Source organism: Agathobacter rectalis ATCC 33656, assembly GCF_000020605.1.
GTDB classification, from domain to species: Bacteria; Bacillota; Clostridia; order Lachnospirales; family Lachnospiraceae; genus Roseburia; species Roseburia rectalis.
Map to the genome: position 1 here is coordinate 546,864 of NC_012781.1, position 23,052 is coordinate 569,915.

The window sequence follows — 23,052 nt, forward strand, 5'->3', positions numbered from 1 at the left end:
ACAGAACTTCTTAGGTTCATAAGGTTTACTATCCCGTAATCCTCACTTCAATGCGGGTTACAATCTGGTTAGATATACGAAGTACAGCACATATGCTGCCAACATCCAGCTAATACGCAAAATCCTGCAAAGCAGAGGGAGCAGTCTCAATGAACGAAGTCACAAGTGCTTCAAGAGTGGTGACGCACACCTCTATCTATTACAGGATAATTGTGAAATAGGAATAAAAGAAAAGCAATAGATAGAAAAAGACTGCTTTGATTCCTATGTGTTTAGCATACCAGATTGGTAGTAAGACACCTTCTGAAATTGCAAGGAGTTGGCAAGGAACAGGAAAATATCCAGGTATAGATGACTATGTTGATATTACCGTTGAAAAGGGTACTGTTTTATATCGAGGAGAACCGAATGGAACGGAGTATTTTACAACTTTAGATGCAATTGAACAGTCTGGCAGAGATGCAACGAAATTATTTGAAGGGTTGCAGGTGGAGAAAAATCCTATACATGGCTATAGAGGAGAAATGCAAGGCTATATATTTAATGAGGATGTTGCGAGTGCATATGGAATAACAAACGCAAATCCGCAATTTGGAAAAGGAGGATTGCCACAATATTATGTTCCTGATGTTCAAGATTTGATTGATAAAGGGATATTACCTCCTGTTGGTAATATTAAATTAAATAAGTAAGGGAGGAAGCTAATAATGCTAGATATCAGCAATGGATTTTTTAAAATATCAGATAAGCTAATAATTTTTCCTGGCTTTTCATTTGAACAGTTTAAAAACACAAGATTCTATAAGAATCAAGATGGGTTGAGAATTTTTTATTTAGATGAACAACAAATCATTGATAATAGGAAATATATTGTAAGTTTATTCTTTAGGAATGGGAAGATATATATGATGTCTTTGATATGTTGTGATAAAGAGTTTTCGGAAAAAGATGAGGATAAAAGAAAAATATTACACGATGATATATTAAATGAATTAGGTATTAATCAGCAGATGGAATATAGCTGGGGAAAAATATCATCAGATTATGATGCTAGAAGCAATGTAAGCAGTATTGATATTATGTATTTTTAATTAAGATTATTCTTTTGGAATCACGATAAGCTAAAACTTTTGCATGTGCTGGTTATAAAGTTCCGTTGTTTCTAGGAGGAGAAGATAGCGTAAATAATCTTGAGGATAGTGATATGGAAGTGTATTGGAGCGTACTAACGCAAGTAAAAAGTAGATTATAATGGCTCTTCAAGGGTAATGGTGGGGTAAAACCCTCTACAACCCCAGTGTTTATCTAAAGTATCAGATTTATGAGTATGGAAGAAGAAATAAAAAAGCATACATGGATTGGAGTGAAAAAGGTGTAAGCTATTTAAATTGTATGTATGTGTATGATATAATGATGGATGTGGACGAGGCACTGCAGACCTGTGATACTATTTTAGATGAAATTGACCTGGGAATTGACTATACATCTAGGGAAAAGCAAAGCTGACTTTTGCAGATCTTATTGGAACTTCTGACGGAAAGGCGGACGGAAATGGGCTTCATATGGCATATACCAATGGAAGTGTAGAGAATTTTGCAATGGTGGATTTGGTTACGCTTGGAGGCGCCATTGCAGCAACAAAGTTCTCGGAAATGGGGTTAAAAGAAGGACTTAAGGCATTTGGAAAAACAGCTCTGATAGACTTTGCGGGAAATACAGCAGCCTGTGGTGTGGGAGCACTGGGAGAAACCTTTGACTGGCCGGTGCCTATAACAATGATGCTGAGTCTTGCAGCAGGAATCACGGTAAGTATTTCGGGAAATAAGTTGTTATTTAAAAATGCAGATGGGATAGAGATTGGGGCAAAGACGCTGAGTGATGCTGAGGTTAAAAAAATCGGGGATGTGTTGGATGAAACAACAAATTCTAGCTTTGCAAATAAAAATTTGGGAGAAGTGTTAAAACAACAGGGATTAACATTCTGTTGTTGCAATATTCGATGGTAAACATTTTAAAGAAGTGAAAGGAAAATAGAAAATGATAAAAAATGGTGAATTTTGTATATATAATGATAATGAGTACGAATTAAATGAGGATAGCGATGGAAACTTAATTATAATTACAACAAATCGAGCAATAATTGATGAAACATTTGTTGATAAATATAATAGTGGAGTGTATAGTAAGGTGATTTTGCCAAATGAAATTGGAAAGGCATATGATTGTCAAACTTATGGAGTTATAAAGGGGAGTAGAGTTAATGTAGAAAAAGAAAATGAAGAATATTATTTTGTTGGAACAGCAGATTGTAAAGTAGCAGAAGCTCTAGGGTTACAAAGATGTGACAAATATTATTATGAGGGAAAATTTCCAAAACAAGATGTGGAGATTATAGAGAAAAAAGAGAAGATAGAATTATAACGTGAACAATTAAATTGTAATAAAACATTACCAACCTAAAAATTGACATAAAAATGCAAATACGATAAAATTTTGCATATAAAAGGGCACACTTATGGAAACGTAAGGTCGCAAAGCTAGAGTCTAACACGGAGTAACATTTATGTAATGACAGATCGGCTGCAACATCCGGTAATATCGGACGCTGCAGCCTTTTTGTATATAAAATTTTACCTAAAGGGAGGAAAAATGAGAAATATTACTTTTGCAATTTACAAAGGAATCGAATACTCTGCTGGAATTAAAAAAGATGGTAGAATTGTTTTGCGGTCAGAGGATGATGCTAGTAAAAAAGAGGGGTTTGTAGAAAAAGAGATTGGAAATAATAGAATATATATAAAGTATGTTCAAAAAGATGAAATTGAGGAAATATATGATAAAAAAACATATGCTGTTTATGAAGGATATAAGTTTATAGTAGTTGATGAAACGGAAAAACAAATTTTAATATTAACAATGAAGGGTGATTACCAAGAGTGGATTCGTTTAGGGATGGAGTGCATAGATAAGGGGATGTATCAAAAATGGATTAATAAAAATGAGGCGGAAATTGAAGTATTAAAAGAAAAAATATAATAAGTGTATTGTAATTATGGGAAGAACGATAAAAAACGGTAGATTTTGTATATATAATGGAAATGAATTTAAGGTAAATAAGGATAGTGATGGAAATACAATTATCCTTACTAAAAATGATAAAATAATCGACTCAACATTTATAGATAAATACGGAAGTGGTGTTTATAGTAAAAAAGTTTCATTAGAAGAAATAGAAGAGTTGTACAGATATGCAACATATGCAGTAATAAACAATTATAAAGTTAATGTAGAAAAAGAAAATCAAGAATATTATTTTGTGGGAACAGCAGATTGTAAAGTAGCAGGAGCCTTGGGGTTACAAAGATGACACCACCATTCACGGGAAATTAATAAGTTAAGATTGACGGATGTAAAGGATTTAACAAAGGAGCAAATCGCACAGATGAAGGCAATACGCGAGGCAGTTCCAAAGATAGATGCTAACACTTATATTCAAAAGACAATACCGGCTTCGGATATAGACAAGTATATAGGAGAAGATGGCTGGTCTACAATTGGCGGTTATGTGGCAAGATATGATGATGTATCACACATAAAAGGATATGATAATGTTGTGGAGTCGTCGCGACTTGATTATGTAACAGGTGATGGAGTAAGACCGTATCCGGAAGGTGGAGATACTTATGCATATATTAAATTCAAGACAACAGATGCAGAAAAAATAAAGACACCATATGGGGAAATATTCGGTGGAACAAATACAGATGGTCCTCCTTGTACATTAAATGGATTTACAGGTGCAAGGAATGGGCAAATTATACCCGAGTGGTCTTTAAGTGGTGAATATGTAAAACCTAAGAAAGGTGCGGAATTACATAAAGTTGTTAATGGAAAAGATACTGTTGTTGCAATATTTGATGGTAAACATTTTGTAGAAGTGAAAGGAAAATAGAAAATGATAAAAAATGGTGAATTTTGTGTATATAATGGAAATGAGTACGAATTAAATGAGGATAATGATGGAAACTTAATAATAATTACAACAAATCGCGAAATAATAGATGCAACGTTTGTTGATGAATATAATAGCGGAGTATATAGTAAAATAATTTCGCCAAATGAAATTCAAGAAGCATATGAGTGTAGAACTTATGGTTTGATTAATGGTTATAAGGTTAGTATTAGGAAAGAGTTGAAAGATACTTTTTTTGTAGGTACAGGTGATAGAAAAATTGCTGATATACTTGGATTGAATAGAACAGATAAGTACTTGTATGAGAAAGAAATTGCCAAGGATAAAATAGAAGTAGTTCAAGAAAAAAAGAAAATAGAAGTATGATTGAATCAAAATAATGCATACTGCACGGGAAAACTTGAAAAATGATGAATAGAAGGTAATAAAATGAAAACATTAGGAAAAATAGCAATATAAGTATGTAGAATTAAAAGATGTAGATTGTATTGTTCAGAAGTGGACACCATATAAGGAAAATATATGATAAAACATTACTAACCTAAAAATTGACATAAAAATGCAAATACGATAAAATATTGTGTATAAAAGGGCACACTTATGGAAACGTAAGGTCGCAAAGCTAGAGTCTAACACGGAGTAACATTTATGTAATGACAGATCGGCTGCAACATCCGGTAATATCGGACGCTGCAGCCTTTTTGTATATAAAATTTTACCTAAAGGAGGAACATGAAAATGGCATCAGGACAGATCAGAATGACACCTGACACAATGAGAGGAAGGGCTGGAGAGTACAGGACAGAAGCAGAGAATGTACAGAATGTAATCGACAAGATGGACAGATTACTGGACACACTGCTCACAGAGTGGGAAGGTGCAGCATCAGAGGCATATGCCAACAAGTTTGCAGAGCTCAGACCTTCATTTGTAAAAGGAAAAGAGCTGATCGATGATATCGCAATGGCACTTGACAAGACTGCAGAGGCAGTAGAGTCAACCGATACACAGATAGCAAATCAGTTCAGCATGTAAAATTCATTCAATGCCGGATTCCACACCACAGGCTGTGGTGTGGAATTGTATTGTATTTGTATTGTGGCTTTATTTCAAGAGCAGCAGAGCTGCTTTTAAAATAAGACCATAATTTTATACATTAACAGGAGGGTGTGAATGAATATGAAAAAGTATAGGAGAAAAGAATAAATGTTTAATCGTGATTATTTAGAAAAATTAAAGCAGTATGTAGGTAAAGATATTCAGTTGGTAGAGAGTGACAATGAAGTCCATATCTATTTGGATTCTGAAATTCAATATTTTTTAAGAAAAAAGGAACAAAAGTATATATTGTATGTTAGTGAAAGAGGAAAGGAAACGGAAGAAAAAAGATATACATCAGAAGTGGATATGAAAAGAAATTTTGCATTATGGGTAAAGAGTAATTTTAGTGAAAATATTAAATATCCATTTTCAGGAAAATTTAGAGAAGTTACCAGTGTAGAAGAACTAAGAATATTGATGCAGCAATATGCAGACGAAAAGATGTATTCCATAAATGACCCAAAAGAAGAGAAAATTAATATATTGAAAAGTGAAGATGGTCAGTATAGTATTTTCTTTTTGGATAAAAACGGTAAGAAATACATATTAGAACAAGAGACAGAAAATCCATTTGTGTTCAAAAGATTTTATAACGAAGTAACTTATTATGGTGAAACGATGAGACAAATTAGAGAGTATGAGGAAGTTTTTGAAGATAAGTTAGAAGATGATGTGAAAATACAGTTGTTAGGCTACTAAATGAAAGAGGGAAAATGAGTATCAATTTAGAAAAAGCATATTTTAAAAAGTTGGAAGAATATGTTGGAAAAAAATTAAATATTGTTTCAAATGAAAATGAAATAACAATTATATATGATGTTGAGACATCTTATGTCTTGCAAGAAGAAAAAGAAATATTTTATTTTTATTGCATACAAAGGAATGAGCGCATAAAAATAGCTGAATATTATTCAGAAAAAGAAATGGAAACAAATTTTGCAATTGCAATAAAAGGTTTTTTTAGTGAAGGAATAGATTACAGTGGTTTAGAGAAAATAGAAGGTGTGGTAAAACTTTCAGATGTTAATGAAATAATGAAGGTACATATTGGTGAAAGTTATTACTCAATTATGAATCCACAAAAATTAAAAATTAATTTAGAGGAAAAAGGGGCAAATAAATATAATATTTATTTGCTTGGACCAAATGGTGAATGTGAGTATATCGAAGAAAATGAAGAAGCTCCGTTTGGGTTTGAGAGGTTTTATAATGAAGCGTTGTATTTAAAAGTGATATTAGAACGAGTTAGAGGGTATGAAGCAATATTTGAAGAAACATTAAGTGAAAAAGAGATATATGATATTATTAAGTAAAGTGTGTCGTAATTGATGAGAACAAGTGACATAGGAGGCTCAGAAAAAACTTAAAAAATACAGAAATAGGAAATAGTGGAGGAAAGTATAATGACAGTAGAAGAAGTGAAAAAGATTATTGATGAAGAGAGTTTAAAAGGAGGAAATCTGTTTGAAAAAAGGAAAAATAAAGAGAATGAAATGGTAATTATGAATGTTGCAGAGCAATGGTTGGTATATGCAACTGATGAGAGAGCAAGTAAAATAACAGGTTCAGAAAAAAAGTTTAAAACAGAGGAAGAGGCATTAGATAATTTTATTACAAGATTAAGGGCATTAAATGTATTAAAAAACTGAGGTAATTTACGGAAGTAATACGTTTAATGGTTCAGTTATCTACGGAAGTAAAATTACGCTTTATACACGCAATGAGCTTTTAACATTACCAACCTATAAATTGACATAAAAATGCAAATACGATAAAATTTTGCGTATAAAAGGGCACACTTATGGAAACGTAAGGTCGCAAAGCTAGAGTCTAACACGGAGTAACATTTATGTAATGACAGATCGGCTGCAACATCCGGTAATATCGGACGCTGCAGCCTTTTTGTATATAAAATTTTACTAAAAGGAGATTATAGTAGATTGGCTTCATATAAAGGAAAAGCAGCAGTTGAAGGATGGGGGAAAGGAGGAGCAATACAGTATGAACTTTCGTCAACGGTAGAATTAGAAAGATTAGGATTATTAAGAGAAATAAACTAGTATGGAGGTCAGAAGATGAAAATAGAGGATGCAAGAAAAATAATACAAGAGGAAAGTCTTCAAGGTTACAATTTATGCGAAGAACGAGAAAATAGAGAAAATGAAGTAGTGCTTAAGAAAGAAAATGAAAAATGGATAGTATATGTGACGGATGAACGTGCTAGTAAAATTACTAACTCAGTTGATAAGTATAATACGGAAACGGAAGCAATAGAGGATTTTATAGAAAGGTTGCGGGCAGATAAAGTACTATGCGAGTTGTAAAAGAAATAGTATTTACATAATTGAAAAATGTTGTTACACGCAATGTGCTTTTAACATTACCAACCTAAAAATTGACGTAATAATGTAAAGAGGAGCATCGTAATGGAAGATAGTGAAAAGGTTATTGTAAATTTTGTGAATGAAAATAATGGAAAAAGACATGAATTGGAAATCCCCTTGAATATAACAGCAAAAGCTCTGGTGACTGCATTAAACAAAGCATATAATCTGCAAATTGATGAAGCCAATGAGAATGAATGTTATATGGCCTGTGAGCAGCCAATTGCATTTTTGAAAGGAAACAGGATGCTTGAGGATTTTGGTGTTAGGAATGGTTCGACAATTATATTTGGGAGAAAATGAAAATGGAAAATTATGGATGGTCAATAGAATTAAATCCGGGATATGTCCTGATAATAGGGAATGCACCTGATGCACATATACAGCTTGACAGTGCATATGGTAGAGCTGTGAGAGTAGGATTGCAGGTGAAAGATGATATATCATGTGCTATGTTATCGGAATATAGTTCGTCATACAACACATTAGTAAATGGAAAAAGTATTCAAAGGATTGCAACAGTAAAAAATCATGATTTCATATCAATAGGAGATTTTACTGCATATTACAATAATGGAAAAATTTTCTTTGATTATGGAGCTATCAGAACAAATGGAGTTGAGGTCAGACCGGAGAGCTTGGATATACATACAACATATCCTGTCTTTATTCGTAATACGCGAATACAGGCAAAAAGAGATAAAACTCCAATAGAAATATTGGATCCGGGTACTATTCCCACAAAACCGGAACTCAATCTGGTTACTTCATTGATGCCTTCGATTATTATGTTTGCTCTGGTAGTGCTGCTTAGAGGAGTGATGAGCAAGTCAAATGGAGCTTTTGTTGCATTTAGTATATGTTCCATGGGTGTTGGAGTCTTTACATCCATATTTGGTATTATAAATAAACAAAAGAAGTATAAGAAAGACCTTGTAAAACGAAGAGACACATATCTTGAATACATAGCAAAAAAACGTAATGAGATAGAAGCTGCAAGAAGAGAGGAGTTAGATTGTCTAAACGCTCAGTATTATAGCATAGAGCAGGATATTGAACATATAGAGAATTTTGACCCGGTATTATTTGATCGTATATCTACAGATGAAGATTTCCTTGAGGTGTATCTGGGGAGGGGAAACGTTGAGTCATTGCGGCAGGTAGACTATAAAAAACAAGAGAAACTTGAGGTTGGAGATGATCTTAGCAGTCTGCCTGAGCATGTGGCAGGAGAATATATGGATATTGAAAAGGCGCCGGTTGTGATGAGTCTGAAGGATGCTAATGCGGTGGGGGTTGTCGGAGATGCGGATTCGTTGTATTCGATGATGAAGAATATGATTATGGATATTATCAGCAGACAGTATTATGGTGATATCTGTATATATGCATTACTTGATGATAATATCGGAAAGTATAATTGGCTTAGGGGAATAAAAGCTTTGAATAGCTCGAATGGCAATAGAAATATAGTTTGCGATCAGGAAAGCAAAAACAGAGTATTTGAAAATTTGTATAAAGAGCTTTCTATACGAAAAGATGAAAAAGTACATGGCAGATTTAATATAATAATTGTAATGCAGGACTATGGCATAAAGAGTCATCCTATTTCAAAATTTATAGAGCATGCATCAGAGCTCGATACTGTTTTTATATTTTTTGAATCAAAGCTGTCTTTGCTGCCATTATATTGCAGCCGAATAATTGATATATTCGACAATGAGAGTGCCATGATATATGATTCGGTCAATAAGACGCAAAAGAAATATTTTGAGTATGAGAATATACCTGATTGGCGTGTACAGAAGGCGGTCAGCATTTTGGAACCTGTGGAGTGTGAAGAAATAAGCCTGGCAGGCTCTTTGCGTAAGAACATATCTTTGTTTGAGCTGCTTGGAATCAACTCGGTGCAGGCATTGAATTTGAAGGAGAGATGGAATTCATCAAAAATATATGAAACAATGGCAGTTCCGTTGGGAGTAAATGTGAAGGATGAGATTGTTTATCTAAATCTGCATGAGAAATTTCACGGCCCGCATGGACTTGTGGCAGGAACAACAGGCTCAGGAAAAAGTGAGATTTTGCAGACGTTTATACTTGGGGCAGCAACGTTATTTCATCCGTATGAAATAGGTTTTGTGATAATTGATTTTAAGGGTGGAGGAATGGTTAATCAGTTTAGAAAGCTGCCTCATTTGATTGGTGCCATAACAAACATTGATGGAAAGGCAATAGACAGATCACTCAGGTCAATAAAGGCTGAACTGCTGAAAAGACAGAATCTGTTTGCACAGCTCAATGTTAATCATATAGATAAATATATAAAGGCATATAAAGAGGGACAAGCAAAAGTGGCATTACCACACCTTGTCATTATTGTAGATGAGTTTGCTGAGTTAAAGGCAGAGCAGCCGGAATTTATGAAGGAGCTGATTAGTGCAGCCAGAATAGGACGAAGTCTGGGAGTTCACCTGATACTGGCAACACAAAAACCGGCAGGACAGGTTAATGACCAGATTTGGAGTAATTCAAAGTTCAAATTGTGTCTTAAAGTACAGACGCAGGAGGATAGTAATGAAGTCTTGAAATCTCCTTTAGCCGCAGAAATAAAAGAACCGGGCCGGGCTTATTTGCAGGTCGGAAATAATGAGATATTTGAATTGTTCCAGTCGGGATATTCCGGCAGCCCCGAGAGCATAAATGGTGAAGATGATACACCGTTTGATATATATGAACTTGATTTTTCGGGAAAAAAGAATTTGGTATATAAGCATAAGCTCGAGAATTCAGAGCAGTCAAGGTCACAATTGGAGGCGGTCGTCGAATATGTAGATAAATACTGTAAAGCCGATGGAGTAAAAAAACTGCCGGATATATGTCTGCCTGCGCTGGAAGAAGTGATAGTATATGATGCCGAACTGGCACATAATGATACCCCTCTTTCCATGACTGCTGTAATAGGAATATACGACGATCCGGACAGGCAGAGACAGGGGCGGACAGTAATAGAGATAGGTAACAAAAATACTATTATCATAGGAGCATCGCAGTTTGGCAAGACCAATCTTCTCGAATTGATAGTGAGGAATCTGGCAGAAAACTATTCACCGGAAGAGCTTAGCATATATATTATTGATTTTGCATCAATGGTACTTAAAAATTTTGAGAAGCTGGCTCATGTAGGAGGTGTAGTATGCCCATCTGACGATGAAAGGTTGAAGAATCTGTTTAAATATCTGAGTGAACAGATAGAAGAAAGGCGTGAAAGACTGCTTGAAGCGGGAGTAAGCTCATACACATCATATCGCGAGGCGGGATTTACAGATATACCTCAGATAGTGGTACTCATAGACAATTATACTGCATTAAAAGAACTGTATCTGCAGGATAGTGACATACTGCTCAATCTGTGCAGAGAAGGTGGCTCTGTAGGAATAAGTTTCATTATTTCAAATTTACAGACAACAGGACTGGGATATAAGTATCTGGCAAACTTTTCCGGCAGAATAGCTATGTTTTGTAATGAATCAAGTGAGTATATGACTCTTTATGGAAGCTGTAAACTCAGACCGGATGAGACTGCTGGCAGGTGCCTGACAGAAATTGATGGGGAAATATACGAGTGCCAGACATTTTTAGCGTTTGAGGGAACTAAGGAAATTGAACGTGTTAATAATATGCATGCATTTGTAGATCAGATAAATGCTGTATATGGGGATATCACTGCTGACAAGATACCGGAAATTCCTGAATTGCTCACACCGGACTATGTGGATCACACATTCAGAAGAAAAAATGATGAGAATATTATAGGAATTGCATACGACACAGTCGCCCCGGTTTACACAGATCATAATAAATGCAATATCATAACTATCTCCGGAGCTGATAATATGGGCAGAACAAATTTTATAAAATATTTTGCGTTGCAGATGTTAAACAGCGAAATAGATACTCATATATATATAGCTGATGATTTCAGGCGCAAGCTGTCTGATATCGGTCAGGAAAATGTAAGCTATGATCTGGATCCGGATGAATTTATACAGAAAATAATAATGATAGAGGTTCTCTTAGAGGAAAAATATAAGAGACTCATCCATCAGGAAAATCCGGAAAAAGAAAACACCCTGATCATAATAAACAGTCAGGAGGTATATACAGCGATATCAGATAGCAAGGATGCTCTTAATGCTCTTAAAAATATTATGGGCAAATATAAGGTATTAAATGTGTATCTCCTGTTTGGGGCAGTACCAAATGCACAGATAGCATATGGTTCGCCTGATATATATAAAATGATGAAGGAGACTAAAAGCATACTGTTTTTTGATAACCTGGATAATTGCAAGATAGTGGATATACCGCTGGCTATAAAGAGAAAGAATCAAAAGAAAATCGAACCGGGTGATGCATATTATATATTCGAGGATGAGGTCAGTAAGGTAAGGATACCACTGGTCTCAGATTAAATACGGTATATTAGCACCTCATAGTGAAGGGGCAGTAATGATAACGATAATGTTAGAGTTGCAATAGAAATTACGGTGAGAGTTATATAGGTGTAGAACGTATGGAATTATAAAAAACATTAAAGCTAATGTAGAAAAAATGAAGAATATTATTATGATGGAAAATTTCCAAAACAGCCCTGATAGATTTTGTGGGAAATGATAAAACGCTCTATGCCTGCTTTTGAAAAGATATACAAAAAATATAATAAATAATAGTTGATTATAACGAACAAAAAATACGCAAATGCCGAAAATTGTCTAAAATTATACAGTTTTCGGCATTTTCAATGTATACTTTTTACAAAATCCGTGGAAAAGGGCTCCGTGTGACCGTTGTGTGACCAAAGAGGTGTATAATCTTATTCAAGAGGAAAACGTATAAATAAAATATGAGGATAAGAACGCGTGCTTTGAGATAAGGAGTCGGAATATAATAGATTATCACAGAGCATACATAGGGACGAAAATGGAATTAAAGCCAGAAGCATTTAAAGGGATAATGTTCAAGGTAAAGAGAACGGAAAAAATTTAAAAAAAAATTTAAAAAAGTACTTGCATTATTCGTTTGACCATGATATTATAATACACGGTTCGTTGGTCAAGCGGTTAAGACGCCGCCCTCTCACGGCGGAAACACGGGTTCGATTCCCGTACGGACTGCTAAGTATTTAAAGCCGGTACATTCATGGAAGCATGAATGTACCGGCTTTTTCGTTGTATATATTCATATATGAGGCAGAGCTATTTATGAGCAGCTGCAGCTGAGGGACAGGACACAGCTTGCATGCTTTTACTATAAAAGTATGGTATAACATGAAAATATCTCAATAAGGAAATCTGCCCTTGCAATATACCCCACTGGGGTATATAATACTCTTGAAGACAGATACCCATAAGGGGTATAGTTAGACATGTAAAACAAATGCATAATGCGGAACAAAGAACAAATGGAGGTAGCCATGACAGAAAAAGAAACCCAATGCTGTTGCTGCAACCGCAAAAAAGAGCGGTCAGAGAAGGAATATAAGGATCTCATCAACAGACTCAGCCGTATAGAGGGACAGATCCGTGGAATCAAGCGTATGCTGGATGAGGATTGCTACTGCCCTGACATCATCACACAGGTGGCGGCCGCAAATGCTGCGCTCAACAGCTTCAATAAAGTCCTTTTGACCAATCATATAAAGACGTGTGTGGCAGATGACATAAGAGCCGGCAAGGATGAGACAATAGATGAGCTTTTGAACACACTGCAGAAGCTTATGAAGTAGTATTATAAGAAGGCAGGTATAAAAATGAGTACAATAATCACAATATTAATAATAGCAATAATTGCCGCTCTGGTAATTGTGGGCTTAAAGGAGACTATAAAGCATTCAAAGGGCGAGGGCGCCTGCTGTGGCGGTGGAGCCATGAAGGAGGACGAGGAAGCCACAGTACAGCTTACAGGCGAGATAGTCACGAGAGCAGATGTGCACATAGACGGAATGCACTGCATGAACTGCAAGAACTCAGTCACACGCTCACTTCAGAAGATGAGCGGAGTATCGGCAGCTGTGGATTTAAAGCATGGCGTGGCACATGTTGAGGCAACCAGAGAGCTAAGCGATGAGGAAATCACATTTGCCATCGAAAGATTGGATTTCAAGGTGACAGGAATTGAGAGATTTTAGAAAAGGCTTCTGAATAGCTAGATTCGAATAGTAGAAAGAAGGAAATACAGACAGTATGAAGCAATATACAGTTACAGGAATGAGCTGTGCGGCATGCTCTGCCAGAGTGGAAAAGGCTGTCTCTAAGGTTGATGGTGTGACGAGCTGCTCTGTCAGCCTTTTGACCAACTCGATGGGAGTCGAGGGAAGCGCGACAGATGCGCAGATAGTGGAGGCGGTAGAGCAGGCGGGCTATGGAGCGAGTCCCAAAGGCACAGCAACAGAATCAGAAAATGACAAAGCGAATAACAGCTTAGAGCAGCTAAAGGCAGCGCAGGATGCGCTTGTAGACAGGGAGACACCGAAGCTGCGCAACAGGCTTATAGCATCGCTCATATTCTTAGTTGTTCTCATGTATTTTTCCATGGGACATATGATGTGGGGCTGGCCGTTGCCTGAGTTTTTCAATGGAAACCATGTGGCTATGGGGCTTTTGCAACTTCTGCTTACAGTGGCGGTAATGGTCATAAACCAGAAGTTTTTTATCAGTGGCTTTAAGGGCTTGATTCACGGCGCTCCCAACATGGATACGCTTGTTGCGCTTGGATCTGCGGCATCGTTTGGATACAGCGTGTATGCACTTTTTGCCATGACAGCTGCGCAGGTGAATGGCGATATGGATGCGGTCATGTCATATATGCATGAGTTTTATTTTGAATCCGCAGCCATGATTTTGGCACTGATTACTGTCGGGAAAATGCTTGAAGCGCACTCAAAGGGCAAAACAACAGACGCTTTAAAGAGCCTGATGCAGCTAGCCCCAAAGACAGCAACCGTTGTAAGGGATGGCGTGGAGCAGGAAATTTCTGTGGATGCAGTGAAAAAGGGCGATATTTTCGTGGTCAGACCGGGGGAAAATATCCCTGTGGACGGTGAAATAATAGATGGAACAACCGCTGTCAACGAATCGGCACTCACAGGAGAGAGCATCCCTGTGGATAAGCAGCCGAAAGATGCAGTAAGCGCTGCCACAGTGAACCAGTCAGGCTTTATAAAATGCCGTGCAACGAGAGTTGGCGAAGACACCACGCTCTCACAGATTATACAGATGGTTTCTGATGCCGCAGCGACAAAGGCACCTATTGCAAAAATCGCTGACAGGGTATCGGGAGTATTTGTGCCGGCGGTTATTACAATTGCAATCATTACAATAATAGCATGGCTTATAGCCGGTGAGACCGTGGGCTTTGCGCTTGCCAGAGGCATTTCGGTGCTCGTGATAAGCTGTCCGTGTGCACTTGGACTGGCAACTCCTGTTGCGATAATGGTAGGAAATGGCAAGGGCGCAAAGAGCGGTATACTCTTCAAGACAGCGGCAAGCCTTGAGGCAACAGGCCGCACACAGATTGTGGCTCTTGATAAGACAGGCACCATAACAAGCGGTGAGCCGAAGGTGACGGATATCGTGCCGGATGAGACATTTTTTGAGGAAACCGGCAATAATGCCGGAAAGCTTCTTGCAATAGCCGCATCAGTCGAGGCCAAGAGCGAGCATCCGCTTGCAAAAGCCATTATGGAGCGCGCTAAAACGGATGAAATCGCTGTCGCAGAGGTGACGGATTTTAGCGCTGTTGTAGGAAATGGTCTGACTGCAATACTTGCAGGCAAAATGATAAAAGCAGGAAATCTTGCTTTTGTCAGCAAATTTGTAAAAGTGTCAGATGATATGCGCGCGAAAGCTGTCGAATTTTCAAAGGAAGGAAAAACTCCTCTGTTCTTTGCCGCAGATGACAGGCTTTGCGGTATCATAGCCGTTGCAGATACAATAAAGGAGGACAGTCCGGAAGCTGTCAGACAGCTTAAAAATATGGGTATCAGAGTTGTTATGCTCACCGGTGACAACGAGCAGACTGCCAATGCCATTGGAAAGCAGGCGGGAGTGGACGAAGTCATCGCAGGTGTGCTTCCGGATGGTAAGGAGGCTGTCATAAGGAAGCTAAAAAAACAGGGCAGGGTAGCCATGGTTGGTGACGGAATCAATGATGCACCGGCGCTCACACGTGCGGATATGGGAATTGCAATCGGCGCGGGAAGTGATGTGGCAATAGATGCAGCGGATGTTGTCCTGATGAAGAGCCGCCTGATAGATGTACCGGCAGCAGTGCGGTTAAGCCGTGCTACATTGACAAATATACACGAAAATCTGTTCTGGGCATTTTTCTATAATGTAATAGGTATTCCACTTGCGGCCGGTTTGTGGTATCCTTTATTAGGATGGAAGCTCAATCCGATGTTTGGAGCGGCGGCGATGAGTCTGTCGAGCTTCTGCGTTGTTACCAATGCCCTGCGGCTGAATCTGTGCAGGGTGTATGATCCTAAGCATGACAGAAAAGCAACATCAGATAGAAAAAACAAAACAAATAAACCAAATGAAAGTGAGGAAAAATCAATGACAAAGACAATGAATATCGAAGGAATGATGTGCGGCCACTGCGAGGCAAGAGTAAAGAAGGCACTCGAGGCGCTTGATGCAGTTAGTGAGGCAGCAGTAAGCCATGAGAGCGGAACTGCAGTAGTGACATTAAGCTCTGACATTTCCGATGAGAAATTAAAGGAGACTGTAGAGGCTGAGGACTACAAGGTTACATCAATTCAGTAATCAGTCAGACAGTATAACAATATGAAGAAATATATAGCATTGGTATTGGCTGCAGTGCTGGTGCTTGGGATTTTTACAGGATGTGGTAACAAGGGCAACAAGGAGACAGAATCACAGACGGATGAGAAAGTCACTGAGTCGGTGAATTCTGCAGAAAATAATACTGAGGACAGTACGCAAAACAGTACAGAAAATCAGAATGTGGCTGACACAGAGCAGCTCACCACAGAAAACGGACAGGAGAGCTCAGTTCTTGCCTGTCCGTCAGTAAACGGTAAGCTGCATGTGGAGGGCAGCAAGCTCGTTGATCAAAATAACAACGAGGTGCAGCTTCGCGGAGTCAGCACACATGGTCTTGCGTGGTATCCACAGTATGTGACCAATGATTGCTTTGCCACGCTGAAAAGCTTTGGAGCAAACGTGGTGAGGCTCGCCATGTATACCTACGAAAGCGGTGGCTACTGCACAGATGGTGACAGGCAGCAGCTTGAGACACTTGTGCAAAACGGCGTGCAGTACGCACTAAACAATGACATGTATGTCATCATCGACTGGCATGTGCTAAACGAGGGAAATCCAAACCGCTACAGTGATGTGGCAAAGACATTTTTTGCCAAAATGGCACAGCAGTATGCCTCATACAACAACGTGATTTACGAGATTTGCAATGAGCCGTGCAAAGGTGCGACCTGGGGAGATGTGAAGTTTTATGCCAGCGAGGTCATTCCGTCAATCAGAAGCTACGACAAGGATGCAGTCATACTGATAGGCACACCTAACTGGAGCCAGGATGTGGATGAGGCAGTCAAGGACCCTGTCACAGGCTATGATAATATCATGTATACACTGCATTTCTATGCCGCAACCCACAAGGAGGACTTGCAAAACAAGCTAAAATCGGCGGCAGACGCAGGACTGCCGATATTTGTATCAGAGTTTGGCATCTGCAGCGCCGACGGAAACGGTCAGGTGGACATAGATTCCGCAAACAGCTGGATCAGCCTGCTTGACAGCTATGGCATCAGCTATGTGTGCTGGAATCTGTCCAATAAGGACGAAAAATCAGCGCTTCTAACACCTGCCTGCGATAAGACAAGCGGCTTTATCTATGAGGATTTAAGCGATGAGGGCAAGTGGCTGTACGGTGTGCTCACAAGTCATGTGACACAGGAAACATCCGGAACATGAAAATATCCGGAGGGAATCGGCTGTATGACGAGCTGCCGAATTATGTGATATAGGTCTTGAATTGGTGAAAAGCCTCAGCTGCGCGAAAAGCTGCGCACCTGCTAATGCCGGGATAGAAGCCTCCATGCACTCAGCCGGCATGCACATGAGGCAGATGCAGATACTTCTCTCTGGTGGCAAGTCCGCCGCGGATATGACGCTCGGACTTGTTGATATCGAGAATGTGACGCGCTTTTGCGGCAAGCTCCGGGTCTATGCGAAGCAGCCTGTCAGCATCCGTGATATCCTTGTGCACAGTGGATTTGCTGATGCCAAACTGCTTTGCAGCCTGACGCACCGTGGCATTGTTTTCAACTATGTAGTTGGCGATTTCCACCGCCCTTGTCTCAATATATGATTTCAAAAAATACTCCTGCATATTCTGTTGTTACAGTTTATGCGGGAGTATTTTTAATATTACACACAGGTTGTAATTCTATTTACGTTTTTCGTAATAAAATAAGAAAACGGTTTCTTAATAGTAATAATAATATCAATTTTCCGTATTGCATTGGTGCAAAAGTTGCGTTGCCTGATCATATTAAGCTCATTAAATATATTAAGTGTATTAAGTATGTTAAGCGTATGCAGCAGTTATGAGCTCAATGCATTTGTCATACCCAAGCACAGAGCTGTTGAGCACCAGGTCATAATTTTTCCTGTTGCCCCACTCCTTATCGGTGAAGTATCGGTAATTTACCGAGCGCTTCTTATCGACATCCTTTAGCAGCTTTTTGACCTCGTCATCGCTTTTTTGGTAGAGCTTTTTTATTCTTGCAGCCTTCTCAGGCTTATTTCCCTCTATAAAAACATTCAGCACATCATCCCTGTCAGAAAGAATGTAGTCTGCGCAACGTCCCACAATAACGCAGGGCTCTTTTTGCGCAATATCCTTGATGAGCTTCTGCTGGATATTGAAAATCTGGTCGGAAAGAGAAACTCCTGTGATGTCGCGCCCCACAAATGCATATGAAAAAATATTTCCGGCAGGTGCATATTCGCCCTGGTTTGCGACAATCTGCTCAGAGATACCGAGCTCCTTTGCCACATGCTCAATTATTTTTTTATCGTAAAACTCAATGCCGCATTTTTGAGCAATCTGCTCGCCGATAAAGCGACCGCCACTGCCAAACTCTCGGCTTATAGTGATTATTTTAAAACTCATGATGAAACCTCCCAGCCTATAAAAGTGTTTATTACTCATTATAACGTAATTGCACATAAAATCAAAACAGAAATTTAACAAAATCGCTTGCAGATAAGCACTCCGTAATCTATAATGACATAAGAATACATGTTGCTTTTATGTAATCAATGAGATGGCAGCAGATAACATATGTTATGTTTTTGTTATTGTTTACACCACAGTGTGGCAAACAGCAATTACGTGATGTTTCAAAGATTATAAAACAGCAGCATAGCGAATAAACAATTAGGAGGAAAACATGGATCAGGAAAAGGTCATAGTCATAGACTTTGGTGGTCAGTACAATCAGCTTGTTGCGCGCCGTGTCCGCGAGTGCAACGTGTACTGTGAGATTTACTCATACAAAATAGACATTGAGAAAATCAAAGAAATGAATCCAAAGGGCATCATCCTTACAGGAGGTCCAAACAGCTGTTATGAAGAGAATTCTCCATCATACCGGAAAGAGCTGTTTGAGCTGGGAATACCGGTGCTTGGCATCTGCTACGGTGCACAGCTTATGATGCATAAATTAGGCGGAAAGGTAATCACACCGGAGGTTGGAGAGTATGGAAAGACAGAAATCACATATTCTGCAAACGGCGTGATGTTCAAGGATTTGCCATCAGAATCAGTATGCTGGATGAGTCATTTCGACAGAATTGCAGAAGCAGCACCGGGCTTTGAGGTAGTTGCGCACACTGCAGACTGTCCAATAGCCGCAACACAGAATGTTGAGAAGAAATTATATGCAGTACAGTTCCATCCGGAGGTACTTCACACCAAGAACGGAACACAGATGATTTACAATTTCGTCCGTGGTGTATGTGGATGTGCAGGCACATGGAAGATGGATTCATTCGTCAAAAACACAATCGACGAAATCAGAGAGCAGGTCGGTGACGGCAAAGTGCTCCTTGCACTTTCGGGTGGAGTAGACTCATCAGTACTCGCAGCACTCCTTGCCAAGGCAATCGGCAAGCAGCTCACCTGCGTATTCGTAGACCACGGACTTCTCCGTAAGAACGAGGGCGATGAGGTAGAGGGCGTATTCGGCAAAGACGGTTCGTTCGACATCAACTTTGTCCGCGTCAACGCACAGGAGCGCTACTACAGCAAGCTTGCAGGCGTCACAGAGCCTGAGCGCAAGCGTAAAATCATCGGTGAGGAATTCATCCGTGTATTCGAGGAAGAAGCTAAGAAAATCGGAAAGGTTGACTTTCTTGCGCAGGGAACCATCTATCCGGACGTAGTGGAGAGTGGACTCGGCGGAGAATCTGCAGTCATCAAATCACACCACAACGTAGGAGGTCTCCCGGAGCATGTCGATTTCAAGGACATCGTGGAGCCACTTAGAAACCTCTTCAAGGACGAGGTACGCAAGGTCGGACTGGAGCTTGGATTACCTGATTATCTCGTATTCCGTCAGCCATTCCCAGGCCCGGGCCTTGGAATCCGTATCATCGGCGAAGTCACAGCCGAAAAGGTACGCATTGTCCAGGATGCAGACTGGATTTACAGAAGCGAAGTGGAAAAGGCAGCAAAAGAGTACAAAGAGGCCCACGGCGAGGAACCATCATGGATGCCAAACCAGTACTTTGCAGCCCTTACCAACATGCGTTCAGTAGGTGTCATGGGTGATGAGAGAACATATGATTATGCCGTTGCAGTCCGTGCAGTCCGCACTGTGGACTTCATGACAGCCGAAGCCGCCGAGATACCGTTTGAGGTACTTCAGACAGTGATGAGCAGAATTATAAATGAGGTAAAGGGAGTCAATAGAGTATTCTATGATTTGACCAGTAAGCCACCGGGAACTATTGAGTTTGAATAAAATATAAGAGCCAAGAAATGCCTATTTTACGGGCTTTCTTGGCTCTTTCTATGTCTGGTGACAATCAAATGACAATACTTTTTTATTTTTGGATAGTATTTTCTTAAATAAAGTTTTAAAATAATTATTCCATTTAATGTAAGCCACAATATTATACTAGTATTTTCTAATGTGAGATAAGGAATGTTATAAGGGTAAAACGAAAATAACTTTCTAAATATAGTTAATGTTTCATACAATGATGGTAAGCCAAATATCAATGTTAGAATCAAACCACCAGTTGAAATGTAATTTTGAAAGCGTTCATTTTTTTCTTGTTCATTTTGCTGTAGTATGTTATCTATAGCTATTTTTTTTGCAGATGTGATTTCGTGTTTGAAATAATGCGGCATCATTTTTTCTAAAAGGGCTGTTTGTTCGCTAACTGAACCATAGCAATTTTCTTGGAGTTCGGAGATAAACAATATATTTTTATTATACTCGATTCGTGTATCAGATAATTTTTTCATAGATGCAATTTTATTGAAGTAGTCATTTGATTCATTGGTCTTTTTTAAGAGAATTATTATTAAAGCAAATTCAACATTTACACACAAATCTCGTGCTAGCTTATTGCATAAATTATAGTAGTCATTAAATGGGGTAAGTACAGAGGTTTTTGTTTCTGTCTTATAATCATCAGAGACGTAATCTGATATTGTTTTATCTATAAAAGAAAGACAACCACCAGTAGATTTAGCAATATATTTTACACCATGTCCTCCCCAACTGTGATTCTTTAGATATTCATCAGCATCTTTGCTATAGGTGGTATTGTTTCTGGAAGGAACTGGTGCACAAATTATTCTAAACAAATCTTCCTTCACATCGTTTGGAATAGAATTTATGTGTTGTGGTCTTCCGTCAAAATCTATTAATATTATATTTTTTAGCTCATTGGAATATGAAACCATGTCTATTTTAATATCATCAAGAAGATTACTTAAATAAAAGTTCTGGATGGAAGATAGAGTCGTTTCGGAGTTGTAATTTTTTATGTTCCATTTATTTATAATTTTTGTGAGGAACCTATCATAATCATTTTCTAATAAAGGTTCAATGCAGGAATCAAATATAGGTAGTTCCAGTTTTAATATTCCCATATTATTTTCAAAAAGATATATTAATGGGTATAGCCAAGTGAATTTTCCGTTTTCTAGTTCTATTTTGAGAGGAAGAAGAAGAAAGCGATCTTGCCGGTTGGTGAAATTGTGGCCATAAAATTTTAAAGAAATATCATATTCTTCTTGTAAACGTATGATTCTTTGATTTAGTAGTTCTAGATCAGCATCTTTGATATAGAACTTTATTGAAGATTCACCACTTTCGATTTCTAACAATATATCATCGGGATTTATGGACATGGGGGCACATTTCATGGATTTATATTTTTGATAATCGCTCATTTTTAATATGCAAGGATTGTTCAGTGAGCTTGAAGCTTCAAATTCTTTTTTTATATCGTTAAAGGTTTCAACTAGAGAATAGCCTAAAGAGTCTATGACCTTTTGCTGATATTCATCTGTAAACAATAGTGGACTTTTTTCTATTTTTTTGTGAATCTGAGTATAGGAATATTTATTATCAAATTTAAAAGGATAATAAAAGTGTAATTCACCATATGCTATTTTTTTGGTATTTGAATCTTGAGTGCTCATATTACATACCGCCTTATATATCATTTTGATTTTGAGGATATTTTGCTTTCCAGTCTAAATATTCTTTTTCTGTAATCTCTTCATTTCTGAATTTCTGGTACATATCAGCCCATGTTCCAATGTTGTCCAGCATATTTGAAGAATCATGTCCTTTGTCTTTAAACATGAGCTGTGGTACGCCGGATTCATCCCGGTAGGCGTGCAGACCATATTGATCCTCTAAAGCAAATAATGCGTGCATGACACTAACATAAGTATCAAAGTTTGGATCAGACATGGCGTATGGACTGATCTTTAATGAGTTTGCTATTTTTTCTAATTGTTCTGATGATGGAAAACGATTCCCAAGTTCATAATTTCTAATTGCCGATTCGCTTAATCCGGACATGATTGCCAATTCTTTCTGTGTATATCCTTGATCAATCCGGAATTTTCTTATTTTCTCACCTACTGTCATAGGAAAACACTCCTTTGCTGATTGTTACTTAAAAGTATAACATAAACAGTTCAAAAATGAAATACAAAAATAAACCGTTCATTTTTGAAATTATTCTATTGACAGTACGAAAATGAAATGTTATGATGCATATATACAGTTCGATAATGAACTGAAAAAGGAAAGGAGGGATATAGATGGCTAGTAAATTATTTATATCAGCAAAAGAAGTAGCGAAAGAATTAGAAGTATCTGATTCCTATGCGTATCGTTTGATCCGTCAGTTAAATGCTGAATTGGAGCAAAAAGGTTTCGTTGTTGTCAAAGGAAAAATCAGCCGTAAATATTTTGAAGAACGAGTTTACGGTATGAACGAAATGAAATAGTAG

26 protein-coding genes, 1 tRNA gene, 1 pseudogene and 3 riboswitches are annotated in these 23,052 nt (G+C 38.2%); of the genes and pseudogenes, 24 read left to right on the plus strand and 4 right to left on the minus strand.

The window, feature by feature from the left end; all coding sequences use genetic code 11:
* Positions 1-266 precede the first annotated feature (266 nt).
* The 22 genes and pseudogenes from EUBREC_RS02630 (at position 267) to EUBREC_RS02725 (ending at position 17,471) form a co-directional block, all read left to right on the plus strand.
* Positions 267-692 (plus strand): hypothetical protein, encoded by a 426-nt coding sequence (locus tag EUBREC_RS02630; RefSeq protein ID WP_012741500.1) that lies wholly within the window; start codon positions 267-269, stop codon positions 690-692.
* A 15-nt stretch (positions 693-707) separates the two neighbouring features.
* On the plus strand, positions 708-1,091 hold the full coding sequence (locus EUBREC_RS02635) for a hypothetical protein (RefSeq protein ID WP_012741501.1): 384 nt from the start codon (positions 708-710) through the stop codon (positions 1,089-1,091).
* Between the two features lie 62 nt (positions 1,092-1,153).
* Positions 1,154-1,252, plus strand: a pseudogene (locus tag EUBREC_RS18350) (hypothetical protein); the annotation flags it as partial.
* A 101-nt stretch (positions 1,253-1,353) separates the two neighbouring features.
* Complete coding sequence (locus EUBREC_RS17885; protein WP_012741502.1) at positions 1,354-1,506, plus strand: hypothetical protein; 153 nt, start codon at positions 1,354-1,356, stop codon at positions 1,504-1,506.
* A gap of 56 nt (positions 1,507-1,562) precedes the next feature.
* A complete protein-coding gene (locus tag EUBREC_RS02640) occupies positions 1,563-2,006 on the plus strand; it encodes a hypothetical protein (RefSeq protein ID WP_012741503.1) in 444 nt (147 codons plus the stop codon).
* A 31-nt stretch (positions 2,007-2,037) separates the two neighbouring features.
* Positions 2,038-2,421, plus strand: a complete 384-nt coding sequence (locus tag EUBREC_RS02645) for a hypothetical protein (RefSeq protein ID WP_012741504.1) — start codon at positions 2,038-2,040, stop codon at positions 2,419-2,421.
* Positions 2,422-2,496: 75 nt separating this feature from the next.
* A riboswitch (cyclic di-GMP riboswitch) is annotated at positions 2,497-2,588 on the plus strand.
* Positions 2,589-2,649: 61 nt separating this feature from the next.
* The gene (locus EUBREC_RS02650; protein WP_080515323.1) at positions 2,650-3,036 is read left to right on the plus strand and encodes a hypothetical protein; all 387 of its coding nucleotides are present in this window, start codon (positions 2,650-2,652) and stop codon (positions 3,034-3,036) included.
* Between the two features lie 16 nt (positions 3,037-3,052).
* Complete coding sequence (locus EUBREC_RS17660) at positions 3,053-3,367, plus strand: hypothetical protein (protein WP_012741506.1); 315 nt, start codon at positions 3,053-3,055, stop codon at positions 3,365-3,367.
* Positions 3,368-3,442: 75 nt separating this feature from the next.
* Positions 3,443-3,952: a hypothetical protein gene (locus EUBREC_RS16840; protein WP_041253852.1), complete on the plus strand. Its 510-nt coding sequence runs from the start codon at positions 3,443-3,445 to the stop codon at positions 3,950-3,952.
* A gap of 3 nt (positions 3,953-3,955) precedes the next feature.
* Positions 3,956-4,339 carry a hypothetical protein gene (locus tag EUBREC_RS02665; RefSeq protein ID WP_012741508.1) on the plus strand — a complete coding sequence of 128 codons (384 nt, stop codon included), beginning with the start codon at positions 3,956-3,958 and terminating at the stop codon, positions 4,337-4,339.
* Positions 4,340-4,554: 215 nt separating this feature from the next.
* Positions 4,555-4,646: riboswitch (cyclic di-GMP riboswitch) on the plus strand.
* 65 nt (positions 4,647-4,711) lie between these two features.
* A complete protein-coding gene (locus tag EUBREC_RS02670) occupies positions 4,712-5,008 on the plus strand; it encodes a WXG100 family type VII secretion target (protein ID WP_041253854.1) in 297 nt (98 codons plus the stop codon).
* 171 nt (positions 5,009-5,179) lie between these two features.
* Positions 5,180-5,773 carry a hypothetical protein gene (locus tag EUBREC_RS02675; RefSeq protein WP_012741510.1) on the plus strand — a complete coding sequence of 198 codons (594 nt, stop codon included), beginning with the start codon at positions 5,180-5,182 and terminating at the stop codon, positions 5,771-5,773.
* Positions 5,774-5,787: 14 nt separating this feature from the next.
* Positions 5,788-6,387 carry a hypothetical protein gene (locus EUBREC_RS02680; RefSeq protein WP_012741511.1) on the plus strand — a complete coding sequence of 200 codons (600 nt, stop codon included), beginning with the start codon at positions 5,788-5,790 and terminating at the stop codon, positions 6,385-6,387.
* Positions 6,388-6,477: 90 nt separating this feature from the next.
* Complete coding sequence (locus EUBREC_RS02685) at positions 6,478-6,723, plus strand: Imm59 family immunity protein (protein WP_012741512.1); 246 nt, start codon at positions 6,478-6,480, stop codon at positions 6,721-6,723.
* A 133-nt stretch (positions 6,724-6,856) separates the two neighbouring features.
* A riboswitch (cyclic di-GMP riboswitch) is annotated at positions 6,857-6,948 on the plus strand.
* Positions 6,949-7,149: 201 nt separating this feature from the next.
* Complete coding sequence (locus tag EUBREC_RS02690) at positions 7,150-7,398, plus strand: Imm59 family immunity protein (RefSeq protein WP_012741514.1); 249 nt, start codon at positions 7,150-7,152, stop codon at positions 7,396-7,398.
* Positions 7,399-7,500: 102 nt separating this feature from the next.
* The gene (locus EUBREC_RS02695) at positions 7,501-7,761 is read left to right on the plus strand and encodes an EsaB/YukD family protein (RefSeq protein WP_012741515.1); all 261 of its coding nucleotides are present in this window, start codon (positions 7,501-7,503) and stop codon (positions 7,759-7,761) included.
* A gap of 2 nt (positions 7,762-7,763) precedes the next feature.
* A complete protein-coding gene (essC, locus tag EUBREC_RS02700) occupies positions 7,764-11,930 on the plus strand; it encodes a type VII secretion protein EssC (RefSeq protein ID WP_109258214.1) in 4,167 nt (1,388 codons plus the stop codon).
* A gap of 630 nt (positions 11,931-12,560) precedes the next feature.
* A tRNA-Glu gene (locus tag EUBREC_RS02705) sits at positions 12,561-12,632 on the plus strand.
* Positions 12,633-12,931: 299 nt separating this feature from the next.
* Positions 12,932-13,243: a metal-sensing transcriptional repressor gene (locus EUBREC_RS02710; protein ID WP_041253856.1), complete on the plus strand. Its 312-nt coding sequence runs from the start codon at positions 12,932-12,934 to the stop codon at positions 13,241-13,243.
* A gap of 24 nt (positions 13,244-13,267) precedes the next feature.
* Positions 13,268-13,645, plus strand: coding sequence for a heavy-metal-associated domain-containing protein (locus tag EUBREC_RS02715; protein WP_012741520.1), 378 nt, complete (start codon positions 13,268-13,270; stop codon positions 13,643-13,645).
* A gap of 55 nt (positions 13,646-13,700) precedes the next feature.
* On the plus strand, positions 13,701-16,283 hold the full coding sequence (locus EUBREC_RS02720) for a heavy metal translocating P-type ATPase (RefSeq protein WP_012741521.1): 2,583 nt from the start codon (positions 13,701-13,703) through the stop codon (positions 16,281-16,283).
* 21 nt (positions 16,284-16,304) lie between these two features.
* Entirely contained in the window at positions 16,305-17,471 is a 1,167-nt protein-coding gene (locus EUBREC_RS02725; RefSeq protein WP_012741522.1) for a glycoside hydrolase family 5 protein, read from the plus strand.
* Positions 17,472-17,601: 130 nt separating this feature from the next.
* Here the strand turns inward: EUBREC_RS02725 and spoIIID are convergent, their stop codons facing one another.
* On the minus strand, positions 17,602-17,874 hold the full coding sequence (spoIIID, locus tag EUBREC_RS02730) for a sporulation transcriptional regulator SpoIIID (RefSeq protein ID WP_022292793.1): 273 nt from the start codon (positions 17,872-17,874) through the stop codon (positions 17,602-17,604).
* 213 nt (positions 17,875-18,087) lie between these two features.
* Positions 18,088-18,675 carry a cytidylate kinase-like family protein gene (locus EUBREC_RS02735; protein ID WP_041253857.1) on the minus strand — a complete coding sequence of 196 codons (588 nt, stop codon included), beginning with the start codon at positions 18,673-18,675 and terminating at the stop codon, positions 18,088-18,090.
* Positions 18,676-18,955: 280 nt separating this feature from the next.
* Here EUBREC_RS02735 and guaA point away from each other — a divergent pair, with 280 nt between their 5' ends.
* Entirely contained in the window at positions 18,956-20,530 is a 1,575-nt protein-coding gene (guaA, locus tag EUBREC_RS02740; RefSeq protein ID WP_012741526.1) for a glutamine-hydrolyzing GMP synthase, read from the plus strand.
* A gap of 26 nt (positions 20,531-20,556) precedes the next feature.
* Here guaA and EUBREC_RS02745 read toward each other — a convergent pair whose 3' ends face one another.
* Positions 20,557-22,227: a hypothetical protein gene (locus tag EUBREC_RS02745; protein WP_041253859.1), complete on the minus strand. Its 1,671-nt coding sequence runs from the start codon at positions 22,225-22,227 to the stop codon at positions 20,557-20,559.
* Between the two features lie 13 nt (positions 22,228-22,240).
* The gene (locus EUBREC_RS02750; RefSeq protein ID WP_012741528.1) at positions 22,241-22,684 is read right to left on the minus strand and encodes a helix-turn-helix domain-containing protein; all 444 of its coding nucleotides are present in this window, start codon (positions 22,682-22,684) and stop codon (positions 22,241-22,243) included.
* A 176-nt stretch (positions 22,685-22,860) separates the two neighbouring features.
* Between EUBREC_RS02750 and EUBREC_RS02755 the strand changes: the two genes are divergently transcribed.
* Complete coding sequence (locus EUBREC_RS02755) at positions 22,861-23,049, plus strand: hypothetical protein (RefSeq protein WP_003019365.1); 189 nt, start codon at positions 22,861-22,863, stop codon at positions 23,047-23,049.
* Positions 23,050-23,052 lie beyond the last annotated feature (3 nt).

What these genes read in the sequence shown, in the direction of transcription:
- EUBREC_RS02630 (WP_012741500.1), top strand. Translation starts at nt 267, where the DNA reads ATGTGTTTAGCATACCAGATTGGTAGTAAGACACCTTCTGAAATTGCA.
- EUBREC_RS02735 (WP_041253857.1), bottom strand. Translation starts at nt 18,675, where the DNA reads ATGAGTTTTAAAATAATCACTATAAGCCGAGAGTTTGGCAGTGGCGGT.
- EUBREC_RS16840 (WP_041253852.1), top strand. Translation starts at nt 3,443, where the DNA reads ATGAAGGCAATACGCGAGGCAGTTCCAAAGATAGATGCTAACACTTAT.
- EUBREC_RS02635 (WP_012741501.1), top strand. Translation starts at nt 708, where the DNA reads ATGCTAGATATCAGCAATGGATTTTTTAAAATATCAGATAAGCTAATA.
- EUBREC_RS02650 (WP_080515323.1), top strand. Translation starts at nt 2,650, where the DNA reads ATGAGAAATATTACTTTTGCAATTTACAAAGGAATCGAATACTCTGCT.
- EUBREC_RS02725 (WP_012741522.1), top strand. Translation starts at nt 16,305, where the DNA reads ATGAAGAAATATATAGCATTGGTATTGGCTGCAGTGCTGGTGCTTGGG.
- essC (WP_109258214.1), top strand. Translation starts at nt 7,764, where the DNA reads ATGGAAAATTATGGATGGTCAATAGAATTAAATCCGGGATATGTCCTG.
- EUBREC_RS02695 (WP_012741515.1), top strand. Translation starts at nt 7,501, where the DNA reads ATGGAAGATAGTGAAAAGGTTATTGTAAATTTTGTGAATGAAAATAAT.
- EUBREC_RS02670 (WP_041253854.1), top strand. Translation starts at nt 4,712, where the DNA reads ATGGCATCAGGACAGATCAGAATGACACCTGACACAATGAGAGGAAGG.
- EUBREC_RS02685 (WP_012741512.1), top strand. Translation starts at nt 6,478, where the DNA reads ATGACAGTAGAAGAAGTGAAAAAGATTATTGATGAAGAGAGTTTAAAA.
- EUBREC_RS02755 (WP_003019365.1), top strand. Translation starts at nt 22,861, where the DNA reads ATGGCTAGTAAATTATTTATATCAGCAAAAGAAGTAGCGAAAGAATTA.
- EUBREC_RS02665 (WP_012741508.1), top strand. Translation starts at nt 3,956, where the DNA reads ATGATAAAAAATGGTGAATTTTGTGTATATAATGGAAATGAGTACGAA.
- EUBREC_RS02645 (WP_012741504.1), top strand. Translation starts at nt 2,038, where the DNA reads ATGATAAAAAATGGTGAATTTTGTATATATAATGATAATGAGTACGAA.
- EUBREC_RS02640 (WP_012741503.1), top strand. Translation starts at nt 1,563, where the DNA reads ATGGCATATACCAATGGAAGTGTAGAGAATTTTGCAATGGTGGATTTG.
- EUBREC_RS17660 (WP_012741506.1), top strand. Translation starts at nt 3,053, where the DNA reads ATGGGAAGAACGATAAAAAACGGTAGATTTTGTATATATAATGGAAAT.
- EUBREC_RS02745 (WP_041253859.1), bottom strand. Translation starts at nt 22,227, where the DNA reads ATGAGCACTCAAGATTCAAATACCAAAAAAATAGCATATGGTGAATTA.
- EUBREC_RS02680 (WP_012741511.1), top strand. Translation starts at nt 5,788, where the DNA reads ATGAGTATCAATTTAGAAAAAGCATATTTTAAAAAGTTGGAAGAATAT.
- EUBREC_RS02720 (WP_012741521.1), top strand. Translation starts at nt 13,701, where the DNA reads ATGAAGCAATATACAGTTACAGGAATGAGCTGTGCGGCATGCTCTGCC.
- EUBREC_RS17885 (WP_012741502.1), top strand. Translation starts at nt 1,354, where the DNA reads ATGGATTGGAGTGAAAAAGGTGTAAGCTATTTAAATTGTATGTATGTG.
- EUBREC_RS02710 (WP_041253856.1), top strand. Translation starts at nt 12,932, where the DNA reads ATGACAGAAAAAGAAACCCAATGCTGTTGCTGCAACCGCAAAAAAGAG.
- EUBREC_RS02715 (WP_012741520.1), top strand. Translation starts at nt 13,268, where the DNA reads ATGAGTACAATAATCACAATATTAATAATAGCAATAATTGCCGCTCTG.
- EUBREC_RS02690 (WP_012741514.1), top strand. Translation starts at nt 7,150, where the DNA reads ATGAAAATAGAGGATGCAAGAAAAATAATACAAGAGGAAAGTCTTCAA.
- EUBREC_RS02675 (WP_012741510.1), top strand. Translation starts at nt 5,180, where the DNA reads ATGTTTAATCGTGATTATTTAGAAAAATTAAAGCAGTATGTAGGTAAA.
- guaA (WP_012741526.1), top strand. Translation starts at nt 18,956, where the DNA reads ATGGATCAGGAAAAGGTCATAGTCATAGACTTTGGTGGTCAGTACAAT.
- EUBREC_RS02750 (WP_012741528.1), bottom strand. Translation starts at nt 22,684, where the DNA reads ATGACAGTAGGTGAGAAAATAAGAAAATTCCGGATTGATCAAGGATAT.